The 24,508-nt window shown below is 32.1% G+C and carries 21 protein-coding genes; 16 read left to right on the plus strand and 5 right to left on the minus strand.

Annotated elements, in window-relative coordinates; genetic code table 11:
- Nucleotides 1-146: 146 nt before the first annotated feature.
- The gene (ggt, locus tag Q0935_RS11330) at nucleotides 147-1,835 is read right to left on the minus strand and encodes a gamma-glutamyltransferase (RefSeq protein ID WP_299385962.1); all 1,689 of its coding nucleotides are present in this window, start codon (nucleotides 1,833-1,835) and stop codon (nucleotides 147-149) included.
- 58 nt (nucleotides 1,836-1,893) lie between these two features.
- Nucleotides 1,894-2,487 (minus strand): acyl carrier protein phosphodiesterase, encoded by a 594-nt coding sequence (locus tag Q0935_RS11335; protein ID WP_299385964.1) that lies wholly within the window; start codon nucleotides 2,485-2,487, stop codon nucleotides 1,894-1,896.
- Nucleotides 2,488-2,567: 80 nt separating this feature from the next.
- Between Q0935_RS11335 and glmM the strand changes: the two genes are divergently transcribed.
- Entirely contained in the window at nucleotides 2,568-3,956 is a 1,389-nt protein-coding gene (gene glmM, locus Q0935_RS11340; protein WP_299385967.1) for a phosphoglucosamine mutase, read from the plus strand.
- Between the two features lie 24 nt (nucleotides 3,957-3,980).
- Nucleotides 3,981-5,480: an aminotransferase class V-fold PLP-dependent enzyme gene (locus Q0935_RS11345; protein WP_299385969.1), complete on the plus strand. Its 1,500-nt coding sequence runs from the start codon at nucleotides 3,981-3,983 to the stop codon at nucleotides 5,478-5,480.
- Nucleotides 5,481-6,176: 696 nt separating this feature from the next.
- Here Q0935_RS11345 and Q0935_RS11350 read toward each other — a convergent pair.
- A complete protein-coding gene (locus Q0935_RS11350) occupies nucleotides 6,177-7,067 on the minus strand; it encodes a lysophospholipid acyltransferase family protein (protein WP_299385972.1) in 891 nt (296 codons plus the stop codon).
- 61 nt (nucleotides 7,068-7,128) lie between these two features.
- Between Q0935_RS11350 and Q0935_RS11355 the strand changes: the two genes are divergently transcribed.
- The 14 genes from Q0935_RS11355 to Q0935_RS11420 all read left to right on the plus strand — a co-directional run bounded on the left by Q0935_RS11355 (nucleotide 7,129) and on the right by Q0935_RS11420 (nucleotide 22,616).
- On the plus strand, nucleotides 7,129-7,764 hold the full coding sequence (locus tag Q0935_RS11355) for a rhomboid family intramembrane serine protease (RefSeq protein ID WP_299386046.1): 636 nt from the start codon (nucleotides 7,129-7,131) through the stop codon (nucleotides 7,762-7,764).
- 4 nt (nucleotides 7,765-7,768) lie between these two features.
- Entirely contained in the window at nucleotides 7,769-9,163 is a 1,395-nt protein-coding gene (gene mnmE, locus Q0935_RS11360) for a tRNA uridine-5-carboxymethylaminomethyl(34) synthesis GTPase MnmE (RefSeq protein ID WP_299385974.1), read from the plus strand.
- Nucleotides 9,164-9,586: 423 nt separating this feature from the next.
- On the plus strand, nucleotides 9,587-9,970 hold the full coding sequence (locus Q0935_RS11365; RefSeq protein ID WP_299253784.1) for an HU family DNA-binding protein: 384 nt from the start codon (nucleotides 9,587-9,589) through the stop codon (nucleotides 9,968-9,970).
- 587 nt (nucleotides 9,971-10,557) lie between these two features.
- The gene (gene hsdR / locus Q0935_RS11370) at nucleotides 10,558-12,927 is read left to right on the plus strand and encodes an EcoAI/FtnUII family type I restriction enzme subunit R (protein ID WP_299385977.1); all 2,370 of its coding nucleotides are present in this window, start codon (nucleotides 10,558-10,560) and stop codon (nucleotides 12,925-12,927) included.
- Nucleotides 12,927-14,357: a class I SAM-dependent DNA methyltransferase gene (locus tag Q0935_RS11375; RefSeq protein ID WP_299385980.1), complete on the plus strand. Its 1,431-nt coding sequence runs from the start codon at nucleotides 12,927-12,929 to the stop codon at nucleotides 14,355-14,357. Before hsdR ends, Q0935_RS11375 begins: the two co-directional genes overlap by 1 nt.
- Nucleotides 14,358-14,439: 82 nt before the next feature.
- Nucleotides 14,440-16,158 (plus strand): restriction endonuclease subunit S, encoded by a 1,719-nt coding sequence (locus tag Q0935_RS11380; protein ID WP_299385983.1) that lies wholly within the window; start codon nucleotides 14,440-14,442, stop codon nucleotides 16,156-16,158.
- Nucleotides 16,155-16,571 carry a hypothetical protein gene (locus Q0935_RS11385; protein WP_299385986.1) on the plus strand — a complete coding sequence of 139 codons (417 nt, stop codon included), beginning with the start codon at nucleotides 16,155-16,157 and terminating at the stop codon, nucleotides 16,569-16,571. The genes Q0935_RS11380 and Q0935_RS11385 overlap by 4 nt, the downstream gene beginning before the upstream one ends.
- 20 nt (nucleotides 16,572-16,591) lie before the next feature.
- On the plus strand, nucleotides 16,592-17,377 hold the full coding sequence (locus Q0935_RS11390) for a hypothetical protein (RefSeq protein ID WP_299385988.1): 786 nt from the start codon (nucleotides 16,592-16,594) through the stop codon (nucleotides 17,375-17,377).
- A gap of 58 nt (nucleotides 17,378-17,435) precedes the next feature.
- Nucleotides 17,436-17,927: an N-carbamoyl-L-amino acid amidohydrolase gene (locus tag Q0935_RS11395; protein ID WP_299385991.1), complete on the plus strand. Its 492-nt coding sequence runs from the start codon at nucleotides 17,436-17,438 to the stop codon at nucleotides 17,925-17,927.
- Nucleotides 17,928-17,932: 5 nt separating this feature from the next.
- Nucleotides 17,933-18,181 (plus strand): hypothetical protein, encoded by a 249-nt coding sequence (locus Q0935_RS11400; protein ID WP_299385994.1) that lies wholly within the window; start codon nucleotides 17,933-17,935, stop codon nucleotides 18,179-18,181.
- Nucleotides 18,178-19,272, plus strand: coding sequence for a PD-(D/E)XK nuclease family protein (locus Q0935_RS11405; RefSeq protein ID WP_299385996.1), 1,095 nt, complete (start codon nucleotides 18,178-18,180; stop codon nucleotides 19,270-19,272). Before Q0935_RS11400 ends, Q0935_RS11405 begins: the two co-directional genes overlap by 4 nt.
- A gap of 131 nt (nucleotides 19,273-19,403) precedes the next feature.
- Nucleotides 19,404-20,915 (plus strand): AAA family ATPase, encoded by a 1,512-nt coding sequence (locus Q0935_RS11410; RefSeq protein WP_299385998.1) that lies wholly within the window; start codon nucleotides 19,404-19,406, stop codon nucleotides 20,913-20,915.
- 3 nt (nucleotides 20,916-20,918) lie between these two features.
- The gene (locus tag Q0935_RS11415; RefSeq protein WP_299386001.1) at nucleotides 20,919-21,761 is read left to right on the plus strand and encodes a hypothetical protein; all 843 of its coding nucleotides are present in this window, start codon (nucleotides 20,919-20,921) and stop codon (nucleotides 21,759-21,761) included.
- A 15-nt stretch (nucleotides 21,762-21,776) separates the two neighbouring features.
- Nucleotides 21,777-22,616 carry a GIY-YIG nuclease family protein gene (locus Q0935_RS11420; protein WP_299386003.1) on the plus strand — a complete coding sequence of 280 codons (840 nt, stop codon included), beginning with the start codon at nucleotides 21,777-21,779 and terminating at the stop codon, nucleotides 22,614-22,616.
- 16 nt (nucleotides 22,617-22,632) lie between these two features.
- Here the strand turns inward: Q0935_RS11420 and Q0935_RS11425 are convergent, their stop codons facing one another.
- Both Q0935_RS11425 and Q0935_RS11430 read right to left on the minus strand, forming a co-directional pair.
- Entirely contained in the window at nucleotides 22,633-23,412 is a 780-nt protein-coding gene (locus tag Q0935_RS11425; protein WP_299386006.1) for a LytTR family DNA-binding domain-containing protein, read from the minus strand.
- Complete coding sequence (locus Q0935_RS11430) at nucleotides 23,413-24,432, minus strand: hypothetical protein (RefSeq protein WP_299386009.1); 1,020 nt, start codon at nucleotides 24,430-24,432, stop codon at nucleotides 23,413-23,415. It abuts the gene before it with no gap.
- Between the last annotated feature and the right edge of the window lie 76 nt (nucleotides 24,433-24,508).

Genomic DNA, 24,508 nt, shown 5'->3' on the forward strand with positions numbered 1-24,508 from the left:
TTCCTTCGTCTGAAGGGAGGAGCTGACAATGAGTGTGTTTTTATGCTTAGTAAACCTCTATGTAAAGGTGTTTTCTTAAACTAAACTAAGATTCCTGCCTTTGCAGGAATGACAAATTAGAGATTCCTGCTTTCACAGGAATTTGGTTAAAACCCAGCAGCAGCATCATCACCACGAGAATCTGCACCACCTTCAAGAGAACCATCTGGTAATACTAAAATACCATCTACAACACCAATAACTGGCGAGCGTTCTTCGTTTATTGTATAACCTTTTTGTTCTAAAGCGGTAATAGTTTTTGTATTAAAGCGATTAGGTTCCATTCTAATTTCATCTGGTAACCATTGGTGATGAAAACGCGGTGCATTAACAGCTTCTTGCATACCCATTTTAAACTCGTGTACATTTAAAATAGTCTGTAAAACCGAGGTGATAATTGTTGAACCTCCAGGTGTTCCAACGCTCATTAATAATTTTCCATCTTTTTCTACAATAGTTGGCGTCATAGAACTTAGCATGCGTTTTTCTGGTAAAATAGCATTGGCTTCAGCGCCAATAAGTCCGTATACGTTTGGTATGCCAGGTTTGCTAGAAAAATCGTCCATTTCATTGTTTAAAAAGAAGCCTAATTCTTGACAATATAATTTAGAACCATAATAAGAATTTAAAGTGGTTGTTACAGCAATAGCATTACCAAAAGAATCGACAATAGAGTAGTGCGTTGTTTCATCACTTTCTACAATATCAACAGTACCATGAGAAATTTCGGTAGAAGGTGTTGCTTTTTCAAAAGAAAAACTTGACATTCTGTCTTTTAAATACCCATCACTTACTAATTTGTCTTGTGGGACTTCTACAAAATCAGGATCACCTAAATAATGGCTTCTATCTGCATAAGCGCGACGTTCAGCTTCAGCTAAAACCTGAATTGTTTTTGTAGAGTTGTGTCCAAATGTATCTAAGTCGTAACTTTCAACCGACTTTAATACTTGTGCCATGGTAATACCTCCACTTGAAGGCGGAGACATTGAAATAATACGTAAATCGTCGTAATTAAAAGTAATAGGCGTTCTCCATTTCGCTTGGTAATTTGCTAAATCTTCTTCAGTAATAATACCACCATTATCTTGAATAAACTGTGCTAATATTTTAGCCGTTTTTCCTTTATAAAACTCATCACGACCGTTTTTCATTATTCGTGTTAGTGTTTCTGCTAATTCTGGATATTTAATAGTGTCATTTGCTTTCCAGTTTTTAATAAACTGAATAGAATCTTTATTGGTAAGCTTAAAATCGGTTTGCTTTTCTGCAATTCTAATTTCTTGTTTTTTAGTAACAATAACACCTCTTTTTGCTAAAGCGATAACAGGTTTTAAAATGGTTTCAATAGGTAACGAACCAAACTTTTTATGGACTTCAAAAACACCTGCAATAGTACCAGGAATTCCAACAGCCATTGCACCACGTGTACTTAAATCGGGAATAACATTGCCTATAGAATCCAAATACATGTCTTTTGTCGCTGCTAATGGTGCTTTTTCTCTATAGTCTAAAGCGCCAATTTTACCGTCGTTTAATCTGTAAACCATAAAACCACCACCTCCAATATTTCCAGCGTTGGGATAAGCGACTGCTAAAGCAAGGTCTGTAGCCATCATAGCATCGAAAGCGTTTCCGCCTTGTTCCATAATTTGTTTTGCAATGTTAGAAGCTTCAACTCTTGCCGAAACAACCATTGCTTTTTGTGTAACTAAACCACGAACGGGCGCTTTCTTTTTACAAGAAAAACAGATTGTAATTGTCGCAATTACGAGTAGTGTGTTTTTTAGCTTCATTTTTAGTATCTGTTATTTAAAGATTCCTCACTTCGTTCTGAATGACAAAACGTAACGTTTATCTGTTTTCTATTTCTTTTAATTTCTTCGCTGAAAACTGAATCAGTTCATCAAAAAAGCGGGTAAATTCATCTTCAAATTCATCATAGAATTCTTGCAGTTCGTTTACGGCTAAATTCATTTGCGAACGGTTTTGTGTTCTTTTATTCATACCAACCAACACTTTCCCAATACCTTCAATGGTAGCATAGCTTAATAGCCAATTATCGGCAATCATATAAGGCATCATTTTTTGAATTCTTGCTGGTAATACTTCAAAGTTATCTTGTAAACTAGTATAGAAATTATCGATGTATTCAGCTAAAGGCACATCAGAATAATTACTCCAGTTTTTAGCCAAAAAATGATCGTATAGAATATCGACTATCACACCAGAATAATGTCCGTAATTTTTATGCAGCCTTTTGGTACTTACTCTTACTGTTTTATGTGCATCTGTAAACGTATCGATTTGGCGATGCAGTAAAATACCAGTTTGAATGTCTTTTGGATATTTCTGGTATTTTTTACCACGAATACCATCGGCAATAAAATTACCAATAGTTATGTCTTCGTTATTTCCTGATAAATATATATGTGCGAGAAAATTCATAGGTCGAATTTACGAATTCAGAATAGATAAATCCGCTTTTGAAATAGTATATTTGTAGTTCAATTTTAAAAATTATATTAATGACACTTATAAAATCTATTTCAGGAATTCGAGGAACTATTGGCGGAAAGGTTGGAGAAAACCTAACACCAATTGATGCTGTAAAATTCGCATCGGCTTACGGTACTTGGTTAAAAACGCAACGTACAAAAGATAATTATCGTGTTGTTGTGGGTAGAGATGCTAGAATTTCTGGAGCAATGATTCAGAATTTAGTAATGAATACCTTAGTAGGTTTAGGTATTGATGTTATAGATTTAGATTTGTCTACAACACCAACGGTTGAAATTGCTGTGCCAATGGAACATGCCGATGGAGGTATTATTTTAACTGCAAGTCATAACCCAAAACAATGGAATGCTTTAAAATTATTAAATGCTAAAGGAGAGTTTTTAGATGCCGCTGAAGGTGCAAAGATTTTAGAGATTGCAGAAAGCGATGCTATGCAGTTTGCAGATGTAGATAGTTTAGGAGAAATTACCAGAAATGATGCTTATATCGATATTCATATCGACGAAGTTTTAGAATTAGAATATGTAGATAAAAAAGCAATTGCAGCAGCAAATTTTAAAGTTGTAGTCGATGGTGTAAATTCTACAGGAGGTATTGCTATTCCTTTATTATTAGAACGTTTAGGAGTAGAGGCAGTAAAGTTATATTGTGATCCAACAGGAGAATTTCCTCACAATCCAGAACCGTTAAAAGAACATTTAACAGATTTATCTGCGGAAGTACAAAAGCATCATGCCGATTTTGGTATTGTTGTAGATCCAGATGTAGACAGATTAGCTTTTATGGATGAAAACGGAGAAATGTTTGGCGAAGAATACACATTAGTAGCCTGTGCCGATCATGTATTAAGTAGAAATCCAGGAAACACAGTAAGTAATATGAGCTCAACAAGAGCGTTGCGCGATATTACCGAAAAACATGGTGGAACTTACGAAGCAAGTGCTGTTGGAGAAGTGAATGTAGTAACATTAATGAAAAAAAATAACGCTGTAATTGGTGGCGAAGGTAATGGAGGTATTATTTATCCAGCGTCTCATTACGGACGTGATGCTTTAGTTGGTGTGGCCTTATTTTTAACGCTTTTAGCGGAAAAGAAAATGAGTGTAAGTGACCTTAAAAAAACATACACGAGTTACTTTATGAGTAAAAAGAAAATAGCCTTAACACCACAAATTAATGTTGATGCTATTTTAATGGAAATGGCAGCAAAGTATAAAGATGAAAATTTAAACATTGTAGATGGTGTGAAAATTGATTTTGCTGAAAACTGGGTACACTTAAGAAAAAGTAATACAGAGCCAATTATTAGAATTTATACTGAAGCAAAGTCGCAGCAAATAGCAGATGATTTAGCCGATAAGATTATTGCTGAAATTAAAGCTATTGCTAAAATATAGTACTAATAGAATAATACAATTATTATGATTACTACAAAAGCACCAAGAGAAAGACAGTCTGAATTAGAAGCTTATTTTTCTCAATTTAGAAAACATATTGTTGGTATAGATCAAGAATTTGAATCGCCTTACGGAAAGCAAAAAATTATCTATACAGATTGGACAGCTTCTGGGCGTTTATACAGACCAATAGAAGATAAAATAGTCAATCAATTTGGTCCTTTTGTAGCAAACACGCATACCGAAACAACTGTTTCAGGTACTGCAATGACGAATGCTTACCATAAAGCAAGAAATATTATTAAAGGTCATGTAAACACAAATGCAGACGATGTTTTAATTGTTTCTGGAAATGGAATGACGAGTGTTGTTAATAAGTTTCAGCGTATTTTAGGTTTAAAAGTACCAGAGAATATTGCTAAATATGCTAAAATACCAGACGAAATTCGTCCTGTAGTATTTGTAACGCATATGGAACACCATTCTAACCATACCTCTTGGTTAGAGACGATGGCTAAAGTGGAAGTTATTCCTGCTGGCGACGATGGTTTATTTAGTTTAGAAAACTTAGAAACACTATTAGAAAAATATAAAGACTGTACACTTAAAATCGCTTCGGTAATAGCAGGTAGTAATGTCACAGGTATCCAAACGCCACATCATAAAATTGCAAAAATGATGCACAAACATGGTGGTGTTTGTTTTGTAGATTTTGCATGTTCTGCACCGTATGTAGATATCGATATGCATCCAGAAAATGAAGACGAAGCACTAGATGCTGTTTTCTTTTCGCCTCATAAATTTTTAGGAGGACCGGGAACTTCTGGCGTGTTGGTTTTTAATAAAAAGCTGTATAAAAACATGGTTCCAGATTGTCCAGGTGGCGGTACGGTATCATGGACCAATCCTTGGGGAGAACACAAATATATTGAGAGTATTGAAGATAGAGAAGATGGTGGTACACCAGGTTTTCTGCAAACTATAAAAACGGCATTGTGTATTAAGTTAAAAGACAAAATGGGCGTTAAAAACATGCTTGATCGTGAGCATGAATTATTACACCAAGTGTTTTCTAATTTAGATGGTGTTGATAATATTAAAATTCTAGCCGGTGATCATACAGACCGTTTGGGTGTGGTTTCTTTTTATGTAGAAGAGCTACATTTTAATTTAGGTGTTAAAATATTAAACGATAAATTCGGAATACAAACACGTGGTGGTTGCAGTTGTGCAGGTACTTACGGACATTATTTATTACACGTAGATCAAGAGCAATCGCATAGTTTAGTAAATGAAATTTCTTTAGGTGATTTAATACGTAAGCCAGGTTGGATACGTATGTCTATTCATCCAACAACTACTTGCGATGAGATCGATTACGTTTGCGAAAGCTTAATCGCTTTAGCCGAGAATCATAAAGAATGGGCTAATGATTATGAGTATAATAAAGCTAATAACGAGTTTATTCATAAAACGTATGTGCCTACTCAGGAATTGAGGGTTGATGGTTGGTTTGATATGTAAAATTCCTGCGAAGGCAGGAATCTCTAATTTGTCATTCCTGCGAAGGCAGGAATCCCTTGTTAGTTTGTTCTTTTGTTAATTTTTAAAACAAAGTATTCAAAATTCGCTATGCTCTTTTGTACTTTAAACCTTCCGAATTTCGCACACCAAATCCACTATCCTTTGAATTAAGGAAGGAGCTGATTCTCTTTATTGTTTTGTTTTAAATTCCTACGAAAGCAGGAATCTCTAATTTGTCATTCCTGCGAAGGCAGGAATCTCCTGTTAGTTTGTTCTTTTGTTAATTTTTAAAACAAAGTATTCAAAATTCGCTTTGCTCTTTTGCGCTTTAAACCTTCCGAATTTCTCACACGAAATCCACCTTCCTTTGAATTAAGGAAGGAGCTGATTCTCTTTTTGGCTTAGTTTTAAATTCCTGCGAAAGCAGGAATCTCTAATTTGTCATTCCTGCGAAGGCAGGAATCTCATGTTAGAAAGTATTTTTGTTGATTTTTAAAACAAAGTATTCAAAATTCGCTTTGCTCTTTTGCGCTTTAAACCTTCCGAATTTCGCATACAAAATCCACCTTCCTTTAAATTAAGGCAGGAGCTGAGTAGCAGTGCGGCTTTGTTTTGGAAATTACTTTCTATTACTAACGATTCTTTGTTTTGTAGTAAACAAGTCAATTAGTAATTTATAGTAAGAGATTCCTTTTTTCAAAGGAATTTGGCAGGTACATTGTTACGGTGTTTCCAGCGCTTGTGAGTCCATAAGTAATATTCTGGCTGCTCTTTTATCTGTTGCTCTACAAAGTCTTTAAAAATGTCTGTAATCTCGTAATTTTTAAAATCGTTTGGATGTTCGGCAATGGTTTTAAAAGTCGTTTCGTAATACCCACGTTTTACTTTTCTAACATCAAAAAATACAACCGCCATATCTAATTGTTTGGCAAGCATTTCGGCACCTGTGTGAATAGGTACTGTAATACCCATAAAATTATTCCAATGGTGGGCTTTGTCTAATTTTGGAGACTGGTCTGCAACAAATCCAGTAATGGTTAATTCGTTTTTTGCGTGAGACGCTTTTAAAGTTACAATAGTCTCTTTTGTGGTGATTAAATGACTGTTATATCTTGCTCTAATGCGTTTTATAAGTCTGTCGAAATACTTATTGCTTAACCTTTTATAGACGCCAAAACCTTTATGGCTAATGTAAGTTTGTAAAATAAATATCCACTCCCAACTGGCATAATGCCCGCACATAATAATAATGCTTCGGTTTTGCTTTTCTAGTTCTTGTAACACTTCAACGTTAGTAAAAGCATAGCGTTTTTTCATTTCAGCTTCAGAAATCGTCATAGATTTCATAGATTCTACAACCATATCACATAAATGATGATAGAATTTTTTTGTGATGGTATTTATTTCTTCCGAAGACTTCTCAGGAAAAACCAACCTTAGGTTCTCTTGCACAACGGTCTTTCTATAGCCAAAGATACCGTAGATAAAAAGGTAGATAAAATCTGAAAAAGCATACAATAATCTAAAGGGAAGAATAGAAACCAACCAAAAAAACGGATAAATTAGAATGTACGCTATTAATTGCATGAATTAGTTTTAAATTTGTAACAGCAAATATATGCTATATTTAAAAAAAAGAGAATACTTAATGGGTAATTTAAATGTTGTAACAATTGTATTAATAATAGCGAATGTATTATTCTCTATTAAAGGATTTAATGACTTTAGTTTTTTCGAAAAATATAAATTCAATATTGGCGCTATAAAACGAGGAGAGAAAATAAGAATGTTGAGTTCAGGATTCCTACATGTAAATCCGCAGCATTTATTGTTTAATATGCTTACACTTTTTTTCTTCGCAAATGGTGTTATTTACCGTATTGGAGAATTAAGTTTTGTAATAATATACTTTGCAAGTTTAATTACTGGTAGCTTATTGTCTTACCTTTTTCATAAAAATGAATATCAATATTCGGCAGTTGGTGCAAGTGGAGCAGTAATGGGTATAATATACTCCTCTATATTATTTGATCCTTGGATGGAAATTAACTTTTTTATACCAGGTTTCGTTTTCGGGATAGGTTACTTGTTATACTCGATTTACGGTATGAAAAACAAAACAGACAACATTGGTCACGATGCTCATTTTGGAGGTGCAGTTGGTGGTTATGCAATGACTCTAATTTTAGCACCAAGTTTACTTCAACAAGATTTAATGATGATGTTACTCATGGGTTTACCAATAGTAGTATTATTTGTCATGAAAAAATTAGGTAAAATATAGTCTTATGAATTATAATAACGATACCATAGTTGCACTAGCAACAGCCTCTGGTGCTGGAGCAGTCGCAATAATAAGATTATCTGGTGAAGATGCTATTACTATTGCAGACGCCAATTTTCAGTCTGTTAAAAAGAATAAATCGCTAACAACACAAAAAACACATACCATCCATTTAGGACATATAATGGATGGAAAACGTACTATTGACGAGGTTTTGGTTTCGGTTTTTAAAAACCCAAACTCTTACACAGGAGAAAATGTAGTCGAAATTTCATGTCATGGGTCTATATACATTCAGCAAGAAATTATTCAGTTGTTTCTTAGAAACGGTTGCCGAATGGCAAATGCAGGAGAGTTTACCTTACGTGCCTTTTTAAATGCCAAGTTAGATTTAAGTCAGGCAGAAGCTGTGGCAGATTTAATTGCTAGTGATAACGAAGCTTCACACCAAATAGCCATGCAGCAAATGCGTGGTGGTTTTTCTAGCGAAATCGCAAAATTACGCGAAGAATTAATGAATTTTGCTTCACTTATAGAACTAGAATTGGACTTTGCCGAGGAAGATGTGGAATTTGCCGACAGAACCCAATTTAAAGAATTAATAGTACGCATAGAGTTTGTGTTAAAGCGTTTAATAGACAGTTTTGCTGTAGGAAACGTTATTAAAAACGGAATTCCTGTGGCTATTGTTGGTGAGCCTAATGTGGGTAAATCGACACTTTTAAATGCGCTTTTAAACGAAGAACGCGCCATTGTAAGTGATATTGCAGGCACTACTAGAGATACTATTGAAGACGAGCTGGTAATAGAAGGCATCGGTTTTAGGTTTATAGATACTGCAGGAATTAGAGAGACCGAAGATGTTGTAGAAAGTATAGGGATTAAAAAAACTTTCGAAAAAATGGAGCAAGCGCAAGTGGTTGTTTTATTGTTTTCTGCGGAAGAATTTAAAACCGAAAGTAAACGATTAAAGGTCGAAATAGAGAAGATAAAAAACCGTTTCCCATTAAAGCCATTAATAATTATCTCTAACAAAGTAGATACTTTAAATGAAGCGGAATTAAGCACCTTAAAATCGCAGTTTGAAGAACTTCATTTATTATCTGCAAAAACTGGTGTTGGAGTAGAAGAACTTAAAGAAAAACTAATAGGTTTTGTAAATACTGGAGCGCTTAGAAATAACGAAACGATAGTAACCAATACACGCCATTACGATTCGCTTTTAAAAGCATTTCAAGAAATTAATAGCGTAAAATCGGGATTAGAAACTGGTATTTCGGGCGATTTATTAGCCATAGATGTTAGGCAAGCGTTATATCATTTTGGTGAGATCACTGGGACGATAACGAGCGACGATTTGTTGGGCAATATCTTCGCTAATTTCTGTATTGGTAAATAAAATACAGCACATAATAACAATAAGCCATCCCTTTTGGGTGGCTTTTTTTATGCAATAAAGTCTTGTGAATAAGAATTTTAGCATCTTTTTTTAAGTTTTCTAAGCCCATATCGACATGTTTGCGCTCTATTTTACATGTCGTATTAAATAAATTCACTAATAGTTAATGTGCTGATAAACAGTATTTTACTTTTCTGTTTATTAAATTAAATTAGTGATTTATAGCTGATTACGCACTTTTTTTTGTTTTTAGAATTGTACAATACAATACTATAAATTGATTGTTAATTATTTTTTGATAGTTTTCACTTATAGTTAAATAAATTTGTTGTAAACTTGTAGTGTTCAGTTAGACGCTTAGATACTAGTCGATTAAGTGTACTAAGACACAATTTTATTATTTAATTAAAACACATTATCATTATGAGTGTTAAGTTTAAGGCGCAAGCCAAAAGAAATCCTCAGGACATTACTTTGCCTGAGCGATATTATGCAGCAAGTGTTGCAGATGGAGAAGTAGATTTAGATATACTTGCAGAGCAAATTGCTTACGAGTGTACCGTAACCGAGTCCGATTGCTATGCAGTACTCTTATCCTTAGAGCGAAACATTATTAATTCGCTTAATCAAGGACGTATTGTTAAGTTAGGGCGATTGGGTAATTTTCAAATTGGAATCAGCTCTTCTGGTGTAGATACGCCAGAGGAAGTTAATGCCACATTAATTACCAAATCGCGAGTACTGTTTAGACCTGGAAAACGTTTAAAACAGTTATTATTAGTTTTATCTTACAAAAAAGCCAGCTAGAATCTCGGTGACCATTTAGGTCGTAATAAGGTCTTGAGTGTTTCTTACCACTCAGGACCTTTTTTTTATGCCTAATTTTAGGCTTATAAGTTGCGCAACAAACACTTTAAAGTTGCTCAACGTCCATTACAAAGTTGCTTAACAACCCAATTAAAGCTGCCGACCTAATGCACTAAAGCAATAATCGAGGTAAAAACCTTCAGTTTAGAGCAAAAAAAAGCCTAAATACCAGCTAGAATCTCAGTGTTTAGGCAATTGTAATAAGGTCTTGAGTGTTTCTTACCCACTCGCGTACATGATTGTACAATACAAAAATACACTTTTTATACTAAGCGTGTTCTGTTTTAATCTTTTGTTTTAGTTTTTGTTATTTATTTTACACTTAGTTTTTTGTAGTTAAATAATTGTAAATCATTTGTTTGTTTCTATTGTGAAATAAAAAAAGCAATGTTGTTTAAAAAAATAATCACCTTTTGAGGATTCCCGTAAGGTCAATTTTTAAAAAGGTTCTATATTTAAAGTCTCCCTTTAAAACGCTGATTGAAATAATAGATTTATTTAATTAGAACCATCTATTGTATTATTATATGAATAAAAAAGACCTATCAGAAAGAGATATTTGTTCCAAGTTTATAAATCCAGCCATACAAAAAGCAGGATGGAACTTGAGAACCCAAGTAAGAGAAGAAGTATCTTTTACAGATGGTAGAATCATTGTTCAAGGAAATCTATATACTCGAGGAAAAAATAAGCGTGCCGATTATATACTATATTATAAATCTAATATTCCAATTGCGATTATTGAAGCTAAAGACAATAAAAAAGCAGTAGGATATGGCATGCAACAAGCATTAGAGTATTCTGAAATTTTGCAAATACCTTTTGTATTTACTTCTAATGGAGATTCTTTTGTGTTTCATGATAAAACAAATACGTCTGGAAATTTAGAACAAGAACTTACTTTAGATAATTTTCCATCACCAGAAACATTATGGAAAAAGTATTTAAAGCACAATAATATTGAAACGCCACAAGCTCAAGAAATAGTCGAGAAAGATTATTATGCAGATGATAGTGGAATGACGCCAAGATATTACCAACAAAATGCGGTTAACAGAACATTGGAAGCTGTTGCTAAAGGACAAGATAAAATTATCCTTGTTATGGCAACAGGAACAGGTAAAACGTATACAGCTTTTAATATTATTTGGCGTTTATGGAAAACAGGTGTTAAGAAACGTATTTTATTTCTTGCAGATAGAAACGCATTATTAACGCAAACCAAAAATGGTGATTTTTCGCCTTTCGGTAATGATATCATGCACATTATTAAAAACAGAAAAATTGATAAATCTTATCAAATTTATTTTGCATTATACCAAGGATTAACTAGTAATGACGAATATAAAAATGCTTACAAAGAGTTTAGTCCAGATTTTTTCGACTTAATAGTTATTGACGAGTGTCATCGAGGAAGTGCTTCTGAAGCTTCTGCATGGCGTGATGTTTTAACGTATTTTAATTCAGCAACACAAATAGGGTTAACAGCAACACCAAAAGAAACTAAAGATGTTTCTAATATGGAATATTTTGGAGAACCTGTTTATACGTATTCTTTAAAACAAGGTATTGATGATGGTTTTTTAGCACCTTATAAAGTTGTTAGAATTACAACTAGTGTAGATGAAGGTTGGAGACCAACCGCAGGTTTAATAGATAAATATGGCAATGAAGTAAAAGACCGTATCTATAATTTAAAAGATTATGACAGAACATTAGCAATTGATGAACGTACAGAAATTGTAGCAAAAAAAATCACAGAATATTTAAAAGCCACAGACCGTTACGCTAAAACAATCGTGTTTTGTACTGACATTGACCATGCTAACAGAATGCGTCAAGCATTAATAAATGAAAATGCAGACTTAGTAGCCAAACATTGGAACTATTGTGTAAAAATAACAGGAGATGACGAAGTTGGTAAGCAAGAGTTAGACAATTTTACAGACGTCGAAGAGCGTTTTCCTGTAATAGCAACAACCTCAAAAATGTTGACAACTGGAATAGATACTAAAATGGTAAAGTTTATTGTTTTAGAATCCAATATACAATCGGTTACAGAGTTTAAACAAATTATTGGTCGAGGAACACGAATACGTGAAGCAGAAGGTAAAGTCTATTTCACGATTATGGATTTTAGAAAAGCTACTAATATATTTGCGAGACCAGATTTTGATGGAGATCCAGTACAAATTTACGAACCTGAACCTGGAGAACCTGTTGTGCCGCCAGATGTTATAGAGCCTACAGAACCAGAAGCAGGAGATCCAAACACTCCAGAAATATTTAAACCAACCAATCCCGATATTTCTATTGATGGAGGAGAGGAAGAGGTGAAAAAATATTACGTAAATCAAATACCTGTGTCTATTGTGCATGAACGTGTGCAGTATTATGGAAAAGATGGAAAGCTTATTACAGAATCTTTAAAAGATTATTCTAAGAAAAATATAGAAAAAGAATTTGCATCATTAGACGATTTTATTCAAAAATGGAATGCATCTGAAAAGAAAGAAGAACTAATTAAAGAATTGGCAGAACATGGTGTATTATTAGAAGCATTACGTGAAGATGTCGGTCAAGATTTAGACGCTTTCGATTTAATTTGTCATATTGCGTTTGACCAACCTGCATTAACAAGAAAAGATCGTGCAAACAATGTACGCAAGCGTAATTACTTTACTAAGTATAGCGAAACCGCACAAAAGGTTTTAAATAGTCTATTAGATAAATACGAAAAAGAAGGCATTGTGTCCATAGAGCAAGGTTCTGTATTAAAAGTACAGCCTTTAAGCCAAATGGGTTCTCCTGTTGAATTAGTGAGAGCTTTTGGTAAGAAAAAAGACTTTGAACAAGCCATTAAAGAATTAGAAAACGAAATATATAATATAGCCTAATGAGTAACATAACAGGAAATATAAAAAGTATACGCGATATCATGCGTAAAGACACAGGAGTAGATGGAGACGCACAGCGTATCTCGCAAATGGTCTGGATGCTTTTTATGAAAATATTTGCCGATAAAGAAGAAGAATGGGAAATTACGATAGACAATTACGAAAGCCCAATTCCTGAAAACTTAAAATGGCAAAACTGGGCAGCAGACGATGAAGGCTTAACAGGTGATGCCTTAATGGAGTTTATAGAAAACGAGTTGTTTCCTGCTTTAAAAGAGTTGGATATTACGATAAGTCCACAAGCAAAAATTATCCGTTCTGTATTTGATGATACGTATAACTTTATGAAAAACGGAACACTCTTCCGTCAAGTCATAAATGTGATTAACGATATCAATTTTAATAGCTCGGAAGACAGTCATGTGTTTAACGATATTTACGAAACTATTTTAAAAGACCTACAATCTGCAGGTTCTTCCGGTGAGTATTACACACCAAGAGCCGTAACGCAGTTTATGGTAGATATGATTAATCCACAATTAGGAGAAAGTGTTTTAGATCCTGCTTGTGGTACAGGAGGTTTTTTAACCTGTACAATAGACCATGTAAGAAATCAAGTAAAAGATTATAAAGAGCGTAAAGTATTACAAAAATCGATACGTGGTATTGAGAAAAAACCATTGCCACATTTACTTTGTACCACCAATTTAATGTTACATGGTTTCGATTTGCCAGCAGTACGCAGAGACAATTTACTAAGCAAACCTTATGCAGATTGGGGAGCAAAGGACAAGTTAGATATTATACTCTCTAATCCACCTTTTGGAGGTGTAGAAGAAGATGGTACAGAAACCAACTTCCCTAAAAAGTTTAGAACCAAAGAAACAGCCGATTTATTCCTAGCCTTAATCATTAAACTATTAAAAGATAAAGGACGTTGTGCTATTGTATTACCAGATGGAACTTTGTTTGGGGAAGGTATGAAAACACGCCTAAAAGAAGAGTTGTTAGAGAGATGTAACCTACATACCATAGTCCGTTTACCAAATGGTGTTTTTAATCCATATACAAGTATTAAAACCAACCTGTTGTTTTTTGAAAAAGGAACGCCTACTAAAGAGATTTGGTATTACGAACATCCATATCCAGAGGGTGTAAAAAGTTATAACAAAACCAAGCCTATCAACATTAAAGAGTTTGATACAGAAAAAACATGGTGGAGTAACAGAGAGGAAAACACGCAAGCTTGGAAAGTTTCTATTGACGAAATAAAAAAGCGAGGTTACAATTTAGATATTAAAAACCCACACCAAGAAGTAGATACATTAGCAAGTCCAGAAATTTTATTAAAGAAGTTTAGAACTACCGAAGCTAAAATTTCTAGTATACAAGACGAAATTATAAATGTATTAACTGAAGCTTTAAAATAGACTGTCATTGCCTCGAATCCGTCATTGCGAGGGAAGCATGACCGAAGCAATCTCATCAATAGAAGCAATCTCATAATTATATATGAAACTACTACAACATTTTAAAGAACTTACGGTTAGCCCTAAAAATGCCAAAGAATTAAAAGGCTTGATTCTACAATTGGCAATACAAGGAAAATTAACTGCTACTTGGAGAACAGAAAATTTAGATATTGAACCTGCTTCAGAATTATTAAAGAAAATAAAAAAGGAAAGAATTCAATTAATTAAGGAGAGAAAAATAAAAAAAGAAAAACCATTATCGCCAATCACTAAAGATGATATTCCTTGTCTGTTGCCTGAAAGTTGGGTTTGGAAACGTTTAGGCGAAATAGTAACATTAAAAAGTGGTACAACTTTTAATAAATCCTTGGAAGAAACTTCTGGAGATTATATGTATGTTAAAGTTGGAGCAATGAATTTACCTGGGAATGAAAATATTATTACAACTTCTAACCTATTTGTTAACTCTAATGATAAAATAGATAAATCGTTAATACCAATACGGAGTATAATATTTCCCAAAAGAGGTGGAGCAATTGCTACAAATAAGAAAAGAATTGTAAAAGAGCCTATTCTTGTTGACTTAAATACTATGGCTATTATCAGCCCAGAAACATTTAGTTTTATGTATTTAAAATATTGGTTTGATTCAATTGATTTATGGTCTTTAAATAATGGAACTAGCGTTCCTCAGATAAACAATAAAGATATTGCTCCTTTATTGTTTTCTGTCCCACCACTAGAAGAACAAAAAGTAATCGTAAAAGTAGTAGAAACCCTTTTTAAAGAAGTAGAGCAATTAGAGCAATTAACCGTTGAACGAATTAGTTTAAAAGAAGATTTTGTAGCTTCTGCATTAAACCAACTCACCACAAATAATGCTAACCAAGAATGGACTTTTTTACAAGCCCATTTTAAAAGCTTCTTTAATGAAACCACCAACATTAAAAAGTTAAGAGAAACAGTTTTACAATTAGCTGTACAAGGAAAGTTAACAGCAGATTGGAGAGTTAATAATCCAGATACAGAAGATGCTTCTGTTTTACTAAGACGTATTCAAGAAGAGAAAGCACAACTTATAAAAGATAAAAAGATAAAAAAGGAAAAAGCGTTGCCAAAAATTACTAAAGAGGAGATTCCTTATGAGTTACCTGAAGGTTGGAGTTGGTGTAGGTTACAAGATTTAGAATATTTATTGGGAGATGGTATTCACGGAACACCAGAATATACGATAAATGGAGAATATCATTTTATAAATGGAAATAATTTATCCGATGGTATTATCGAAATAAAACCCAACACTAAAGCAGTTTCAAAAGAAGAATTTTTAAAACATAAAAGAATTTTAAATGATAGAACAGTTTTAGTATCAATTAATGGTACTATTGGTAATACAGCATTTTATAATAATGAAAAAGTAATGTTAGGTAAAAGTGCTTGTTACTTCAATTTACTATCTGAAATTGATAAGGAATATATACGACAATTAATTAAGTCAAAATATTTTCTTGACTATGCATTTTCTTCTGCTACACAAATGACTATTAAAAATGTATCCCTAAGAACAATGAGGTCATTTCTTGTCCCTTTACCATCAATTAATGAACAAAAAACTATTGTGCAAAAAGTAAATGCTTTAATGGGTTTATGTGATGCTTTAGAACAAGAAGTACAACAAAGCCAACAATATAGTGAGCAGCTAATGCAGAGTTGTTTGCGTGAGGTTTTTGAGGGAGAACGTAAAACTGTTGAGGTATGAAAAATATATTAAAAGAATATGTTATTAATGGGACTTATACTTTTGAGTTAGGTGATAAATTGTCTGTTGCTACAAAGGGTGTAAAGAATGAACCTGGTGTTTATTTGTTCTACACAATTAAAAACCAAATAGAAGAATTAGTTTATATAGGTTCTTCAGGTACAATGCAACAAAATGGAATTTTTAAAGATCAATTACTAAAAAAGCGATTACAAAATAAACAAGAAGGTGTCAGAAGACAGGTTTTTTTTGAAATGAAAATCAAACAAGATAATATAGATGCAATAAAAGTTGAATGGTATGTTACATTTAATGAAAATATCAAACACTTACCTGCATACATAGAAGCAAAGTTACTACAAGCTTATTATGACGATAATAAACAGCTTCCTATTTGGAATAAAAAAGCCTAATTGAGTAAAAATTAAAACCGATGGATGATAAAAGTTACGACTTAAATAAATTATTTGATTTTTTTGAATATTGGAACGCATACACACACCCAACAGAATTTTATAATGAAGGATGGTTGTTAAAAGTGTTAGTGTATGCAATTACAGATTTTGGTTTAAAAGAAAATCCGCTATATGTAAATGAAAAAGAGAAGTTTTTTAGTGAGGGCTTACTGTATTCTCCATTTTTACAAAGATTTAAAGGAGATTCACTTGCTGAAACTCATACCCACGCTGATGGTGTAATTGGAAATTTTGAAGTTGGAAGCGACAACAGTAAAGGTTCTCTACATTTAGTTGGTGATAAATTAAATGTTTTTGAGGCAAAAATTAATTCTGAATTTTCTAAAAAAGTTACGAATGCATCATTTTATAACCAAGCAGCGAGGTATGTTGCCTGTATAGCAGAAACCATTGATAAAGCTAATAAACTAGAAGTTTTAAATGATTTATCTGTAGGTTTTTATTTAGTGGTTCCAAAAAATCAATATAAAAGGAAGAAGACTTTTGCAAATTTTTTGGAAAAGGAACACGTTTTGGATACTGTTGAAAAAAGAGTTGGTCAATATCAAAATGAAGCTGATTATGAAAAAAGAAAAGAATGGCTGGAAACAAAATTTAAATCCGTTCATAAAAAAATAGTAATAGAGACGCTTTTTTATGAGGATATAATTAAAGAATTAGAAGGTTATAAATATAAAGATGAGATTAATGGCTTTTATGAAACTTGTAAAAAATATAACAAAATCAAGAACAAAACGAAATGATGATGCAGCGTGTTTTGAGGAGAAAGTAAAACTACTGAGGTTAATTAAATATAGTCAAATGAAAACATCACCATATCTAAGTAATCAAAATCGTTTGGCAGACGTAATTGCTGCCATTCAAGTAATGGGAAGTTATAAGTTTTACAAACTTAATTTTTCTGATTGGGCAGACAGAATAAGTGGAGATTTGAATGAGGCAGACAAATGGGGAAAAGTATTTATTGAGCATCCAGAATTTTTTAGAATAGATCAAACTAAAAAGAAAGCATCTTTAGTGTGGAGGCGTAATCATCCAAAAAATTACAATGTTGATACTAGAAATGAAATTACTAAAGCAGATTTTCTGGCACTTTCGGATGAAAAAAAAACTCGTATTTCAAGAAGCCCATTAAGTAATAATGATATATCGATGCTTATAGAATCAGCTATTAGTTTACATTCAAGAGCATTACAGCTAAAACAAGACAGCAGATGGTGGATTCCAATAGTAATTGGTGTGATTGCAGGAGTAGTTTCCTTTATAGCTAATAAAGTTATGGGGAATATTTAAGCATAATGAAAATTGAGATTGGTATAAATAAATCAGAAAAAAAAGCCATTGTAAAGAAAGTAAATGCTTTAATGGGTTTGTGTGATAACTTAGAGCAAGAAGTACAACAAAGTCAAGAACATAGTGAGATGTTAATGAAGAGTTGTTTGCTGGAGGTTTTTGCGAGCAAAGAGAGTAAAGTTTATAAAATCGAGGATAGTGAGTGTTTGATGGCTGCGGAGGACACTGTTAATATAAAAAAGGAAAAAAAATGAATATTGAAAACTTTTCCAGCATTTTAGCTGAAGTGAAAGCGAAAAAAGAGGCATATCGCAGTCTTTATATAGAGCAAAATAAAGTAGAAGCATTTGATTTCAACCTTTTCGATTTTTTCAGAATAGGAGAAAATAAGATATCACAATTATTAGCTTTTTTATTGAATCCAAAAGAATCCCACGGACAAGGAGATTTATTTCTTAGAAGTTTTTTTGCGAGATTAAAAATTGATTATCCAGAAACCGATGTGTTGGAAATCTGTTGTGAGAAAACAATTGAAAACAATCGTCGCCTTGATATTTATATTCGCTTTAAAAATTATGCATTGGCCATAGAGAATAAAGTTTGGGCTGCAGATCAATATAATCAGCTTCGGGACTATAATCATTATTTAAACACTAATTTTCCAGGTGCTTATCATTTAATTTATTTAAATCCATATGGGAATAGTCCATCCATTGGAAGTATGCAAACAGCACATACTGATAAATTAAAAAAAGAAAAACGATTAAAAATACTTAGTTATACTAAAAACATCATTCCAATATTAGATGCTTGGGCTATCGAATGCGAAGCACCAAGAGTTGTTTTTTTTATTAATGAATTAAAAATGCATTTTAAAAATAGTTTTTTAGGAACAAAATCAAACGCTATGAAAAGCGAACTAAAAGATTTAATTTACCAAAATAAACCAGAAGTAGTTTCTTTGGTATCTGCCTATGAAAGTATTTTCCAAGATGTATCTCATAAGCACGAACAGTGCTCGGAAATATTGAATAAACTAGAATTCAACACACCTGAAAATGTTGCTTTAAGGTTTATGTTACCTTTTGATCATGAGCGAAAGCGCGTCAGTAAATATGCAATTGTAATTGGAAGAAATAAAGTATTTGTACAACTTGTTCAAGATGGTATAAACCTGCATCCTTTTAATTATTGTGAAGAAGGAGTAGATGCTGCATTTGATGAAAAAATCAATTTACTAAATCTTGAACATGAAAAAGATTTCTCACGTGTTGATAAAGGGAAGATTGTAGATGAAATTGTATCCCAAGTAGAACGAATTTTGGAGATGATTTCTAATGAATAGAAGATGGTTCAGAGCAAAAAGTACAACAAAGCCAAGAGCAAAGCGAGCAGTTAGTGCAGAGTTGTTTGCGGGAGGTTTTTACAGGAGATAAAGAAGTTAGTTAAATATTATTTTTTAAACTTTTAGATTTAATGAAAGTCAATTTATATAAAGGGCAAGATTCTTATAATGTTAATGAATTTTACTTAGATAAGGATGGTTGGGATGATTGGAATTACAAAACATTATTTGATTTACATTATTATAATGAAAATAATGAGTTTGAAAATATTGGTTCAGTTAAAATTGCTAATAAAAAATTATCTAGAGGTTCAACTATTGTTCCTGATAGTTTCGAGCAGTTAAATGAAGATTTTTTCTCACTAGGAGTTGATAAGGTTTATTATGAAAATTTAAGTAATTTAAACGAAACAGCTAGAAACTTTCTACTAACAGCTTTAAATGATATTGCTTTAAATGAAGAGCTTTTTGATGAAGTTATTGATTGGAATGTAACAACAACTTCTCTTTTAAGAGGTATTTCTGTAGAAGATGTTATTAGTGATTTTAGAGACTTAGCAAATGGAGATGCTATTCTTTCTGAATATAAGTTTAAATATAATTTCCCAAATACTAAATCGAGTATTGCTCCAAGACCTCCTATTACTTTTAATGTTGTACCTCATAATTTACCGATAACTAACATACATGTTTTAATAGGAAGTAATGGCGTAGGTAAAACCTATCATTTAAATAATATGATAGATGCTTTACTTAATAATTCTAAATCTAATTCTAAATATGGATATTTTACTTCTGAAACAGAGTCGGATGAAATATTTGCTAATTTAGTTTCTGTTTCTTTTAGTGCTTTTGATGACAGAGATCCACCTGAAGAAAGAAAAGATAAATCAAAAAGTATTAATTATTCATATATAGGATTGAAACGAGTAAATTCTGATAAAAATTCAGCGCCTAAAAGCACAACAATCTTAAAAAATGAATTTATTAAGAGTTTAGAGTCTATCTTAAAAAGCGCAAAATGGAGACGATTAAAATCGGCACTTTTAATCTTATCATCAGATCCAGTTTTTAGCCAATTTAATTTTATTGAAGTAATAGAAAATTATAATTTCTCCAAAATTGAAGTTAATATAAACAAAGAAATAGGAGATTTATTTAGAACTTTAAGTTCTGGACATAAAATAGTACTATTGACAATGGTTAGGCTTATTGATACCGTAGAAGAGAGAAGTTTAGTATTATTAGATGAACCAGAAACACATTTACATCCACCTTTATTATCTGCTTTTATGAAAGCACTTTCAAATTTACTTAGGCAAAGAAATGCTGTAGCTATAATAGCTACGCATTCTCCAGTAGTTTTACAAGAAGTGCCTAAAAGTTGTGTTTGGAAATTTAGTCGAGTAGGAAGCTACTCTAAAGCAGAAAGATTATCCATTGAATCTTATGGAGAAAATTTAGGGACGTTAACAAGAGAGGTTTTTGGATTTGAAGTAACTGATTCAGGTTTTCATAAGTTAGTATCTGATATTGTAAATGATAGTTATAGTTATAACGAAGTGTACGAAAAATTTAATGGAGAGTTAGGATTAGAAGCGCAATCCATTATTCGTGCTTTATTAAATACAAGAATTTATTAATCTATGAGAAAACTTAATATGCCAATTGAGGACGCGATAGATGTATTTGATTTATGTATAAGTAAGGTGCAAAATGCTGATTTAAAAGAGAGGCTAGAAAATTGTAAGCCATCAATCGTGACTGCTGCAGCTGATTATACAACTAAAGCGCCAAGAATTGAGCTTCACACCATTGCAACTCACGATTCAATTAATGGGAATGTTACTAAAGAAGAAATGAAAAAAGTCTATTCAGATAGAATGGTAGGAGCTAAATCTCCTGGTCGTTATATTTATGACAAATGGAGAGCTTCTGCTCCTAATAATATTTGTCCTTTATGTGCTCAAAGAACAACAGACACTTTAGACCACCATTTACCAAAAGGTCATTACCCAATTTACTCTGTTGTTCCAATTAACATATTTCCTGCCTGTAGTTCTTGTAATAAAATTAAATTAGATGCAGTATCTGATACTCCAGAAACAGATCATATTCATCCCTATTTTGATGATGTGGAAGATGAATTATGGTTAAAAGCAGAAGTTATTGAATTAAAACCTGCTTCCTTAAGGTTTTATACTATTAAACCAGATCATTGGGACGACATCAAGTATGCAAGGATTCAAAATCATTTTAGATTGTTTGAGTTAGAAAAGTTGTATGCATCGCATAGTGGTGAGGAATTGGCTATGAATTACTTTAGAATAAATAATATGTTTGAGTCTGGTGGAGCATTATCTGTTAGAAATTTTCTTAAAGATGGTTGGTTGAGTATGAGCAATGCTAATTTAAATTCATGGCAAACTGCTACTTATGAAGCATTATATAATTCTAATTGGTATCAAGAAGGTGGTTTTAAACCATAATAATTAAGATAAAATATGTCCAAACCACAAACCATACAAATATTTTTACCAGACGGTTCACCAACTAGTATTCGTGAAGCAGAGCTTACCAATAGATTGGTAAAAGCGATTTTGTTTCCTAGAAATAAAATACAAGAAGTGGCAAAACGCGACATGGTACATTTTACAGGAGTTTACTTTTTATTTGGTAGTACAGAAGATGGTGCAAAACCAATAGTTTATATTGGAGAAGGTGAAGATTGTTTTACACGTATACAATCGCATAACCGTAAAAAAGACTTTTGGACACATTGTGTAATCATCACCACCAAAACAGACGAGTACACCAAAACAGATGGGAAGTATTTAGAGCATTACTGTTTGGCTAAAGCCAAAGAAATTGGTAGATATGCTACAGATAACGATACAGGTTCTAAAAAGCCATCTATAAGCGAAAGTAGAGAGTATGATTTGTTAGACAATTTTGATACAGCAAAAATATTATTAGCAACTTTGGGTTATCCAATATTTGAAGAAAAGAGAAAGAAGGAGGTTAATAAAGATATATTTATATGTAAAGGGAAAATCTCAATTGCTGAAGGCCAATTAGTAGATGATGGTTTTTTAGTATTTAAAGGTGGTCAGTTTGTATTAAATGAAACTAAATCGGTTACTCCTTGGATTATGCAACTTAGAAATAATCTAAAAAATCAATCGGTCTTAAAGGAAATAAATGGCATGCTTGTTTTACAAGAAGATTATATTTTTAATTCGCCAAGTGCAGCTGCAGCTTCTATTAAAGGAAGGTCGTCAAATGGATGGACATCTTGGAAAGATAAAGATGGTAAAACTTTAGATGAGTTAAAAAGGAATTGATTTTAATACAAGTTAACTAAGCATCATTAAGATTATTTAAAAACGATGTTTTTTCTTTTGCGCTAATTTCAAAAGGTTCTTTACAATGATATAATTTTAAATTACGATTATCTATATCTCTAATATAATTGGTATTGATTAAATAGCTTTGATTTATTTTTCTAAACCCTAAATAACTCAGTTTAGATTCTAAATCACTAATAGTTATTCTTATATCCTCAAATATAGCTTCACTATTTTTTCCATAAAAATGAACAAGGTTACCTTCAGGTTTTTCCATTTTTACTTGTTTTCCATTTAATAGTTTATGTCCAGTACTTACTAAAGCAGAGCTAATAAAATAGATGTCTTCTGGATAGATACCCATATTTTTGTTTTTAGAAATAGGTAGTATAACCAAATCTCCTTTTTGATACGTTTTTTTATTATTTATTTTTCCAATTACCTTATTTTTTAAAATAGCTTCAAACTCTTCAATGTCAAAAGGCTTGCTTAAATAACCTGAGATATCCAGACTATTGATTACTTTTTTTTCATTATTGGTAGTTGAGGTTAAAAAAATAATTTTTTTATTCGTTGCAACTTTTTGTGCTAACTCAATGCCATTGTAAACAGGCATTTCAAAATCCACAATAAGCAAATCAAAATCTTCTTCGTTTATTTCTTGATATGCTTTTTTAGAGCTATCAAAACTCTTTTTATGTTGTAATTCGTATTCTTTTGGGAGTTTATCAATTTGGTTTTTAACACTTCTCAAAGTATTAGGATCGTCATCCACAAGTATATAACGTATCATTTAATTTAAGCTTAAGGTTAGTTCAGACAAATATTGATTATTGGGCAATGTTTTGTGTTCTAATTTGCTGTTTGGGTAGTATGCAGTTAGTAATTGTTGTAAAGCGTTTAATCCAAAATTAGAGGATTCAACAACTTTGGTTTCGTAATCTAATCGTTGTTCTGCACTATTAACTAAACAGTAGCTTAGCTGCTTGTTTTTGTTTTCTTTTAAAACAATACTTATAAACGAGTCTGTACTATTTAAACTACCGTGTTTTAAAGCATTTTCAACAAATGGGAAAAACAAAGTAGGTTTAATTTTTATGTTTTCTTTTTGTTCTTGTTTTAAACTATTATCAAACTGTATGTTGGTATTTGGTTTAAGATATTTTATAAGGTCTAAAAACATAGTAATATGTTCTAACTCTTCTTCTAAAGAGGTATTTTCTTTATTTAAAGCAGATACGTTATAGTCTAGTAATTTAAAGATGTTTTTTAAGGCTTTTATTGGTGGGACTTTACTTTTGTTATGTCCCATTTTATAATTAATCCCTAAAAAAGACTTGTAGCTATTATCGGTTTGCTCCATGTCGTCATAAATTTGGCTGATTACATTTTTAATAAAATGAGCACCAAGTCTGGTATTGTTTGCTTCAACATTTTTAAAGTTTACATAACGTTCGTAAGCTTTTTGTTGATGATTAATTTCTTCTTTATGTAGTGCTATCTCCCTTTCTTTTTCGCTTAAAGTAGAAAAGAATTTTTGTTTATAATCTTCTATTTGCTGTTCTAGATGAAAGGTTTCATTATTCTTTTTAATTAGTTTTCTTTCTAAAGATTCTGTTTTTCTAAGTTGTTCATTAAAATTAGAAACAGCTAATTGGCTGGCTTTTAATTGTTCTTTTAATAGTCGGTTCTTTTTTCTAAAAGAACGCTTTCTGTAAAGGTTATACCAGTTTCTAATAATTATTAGAATTAATATAAAAAGGAGTATTTCGATGGGTTCCAGTTGTTGGAGATAGTCTGAAAATGAATCCATAGAACTAGTGTAGGTATTTGTTGGTTGGTTGATTAAAAGCGTAATTTTTTAAAGCTCATTTTTTTTATATCCCCAA

The sequence above is a fragment of the uncultured Lacinutrix sp. genome (assembly GCF_947500605.1).
Taxonomy (GTDB): domain Bacteria; phylum Bacteroidota; class Bacteroidia; order Flavobacteriales; family Flavobacteriaceae; genus Lacinutrix.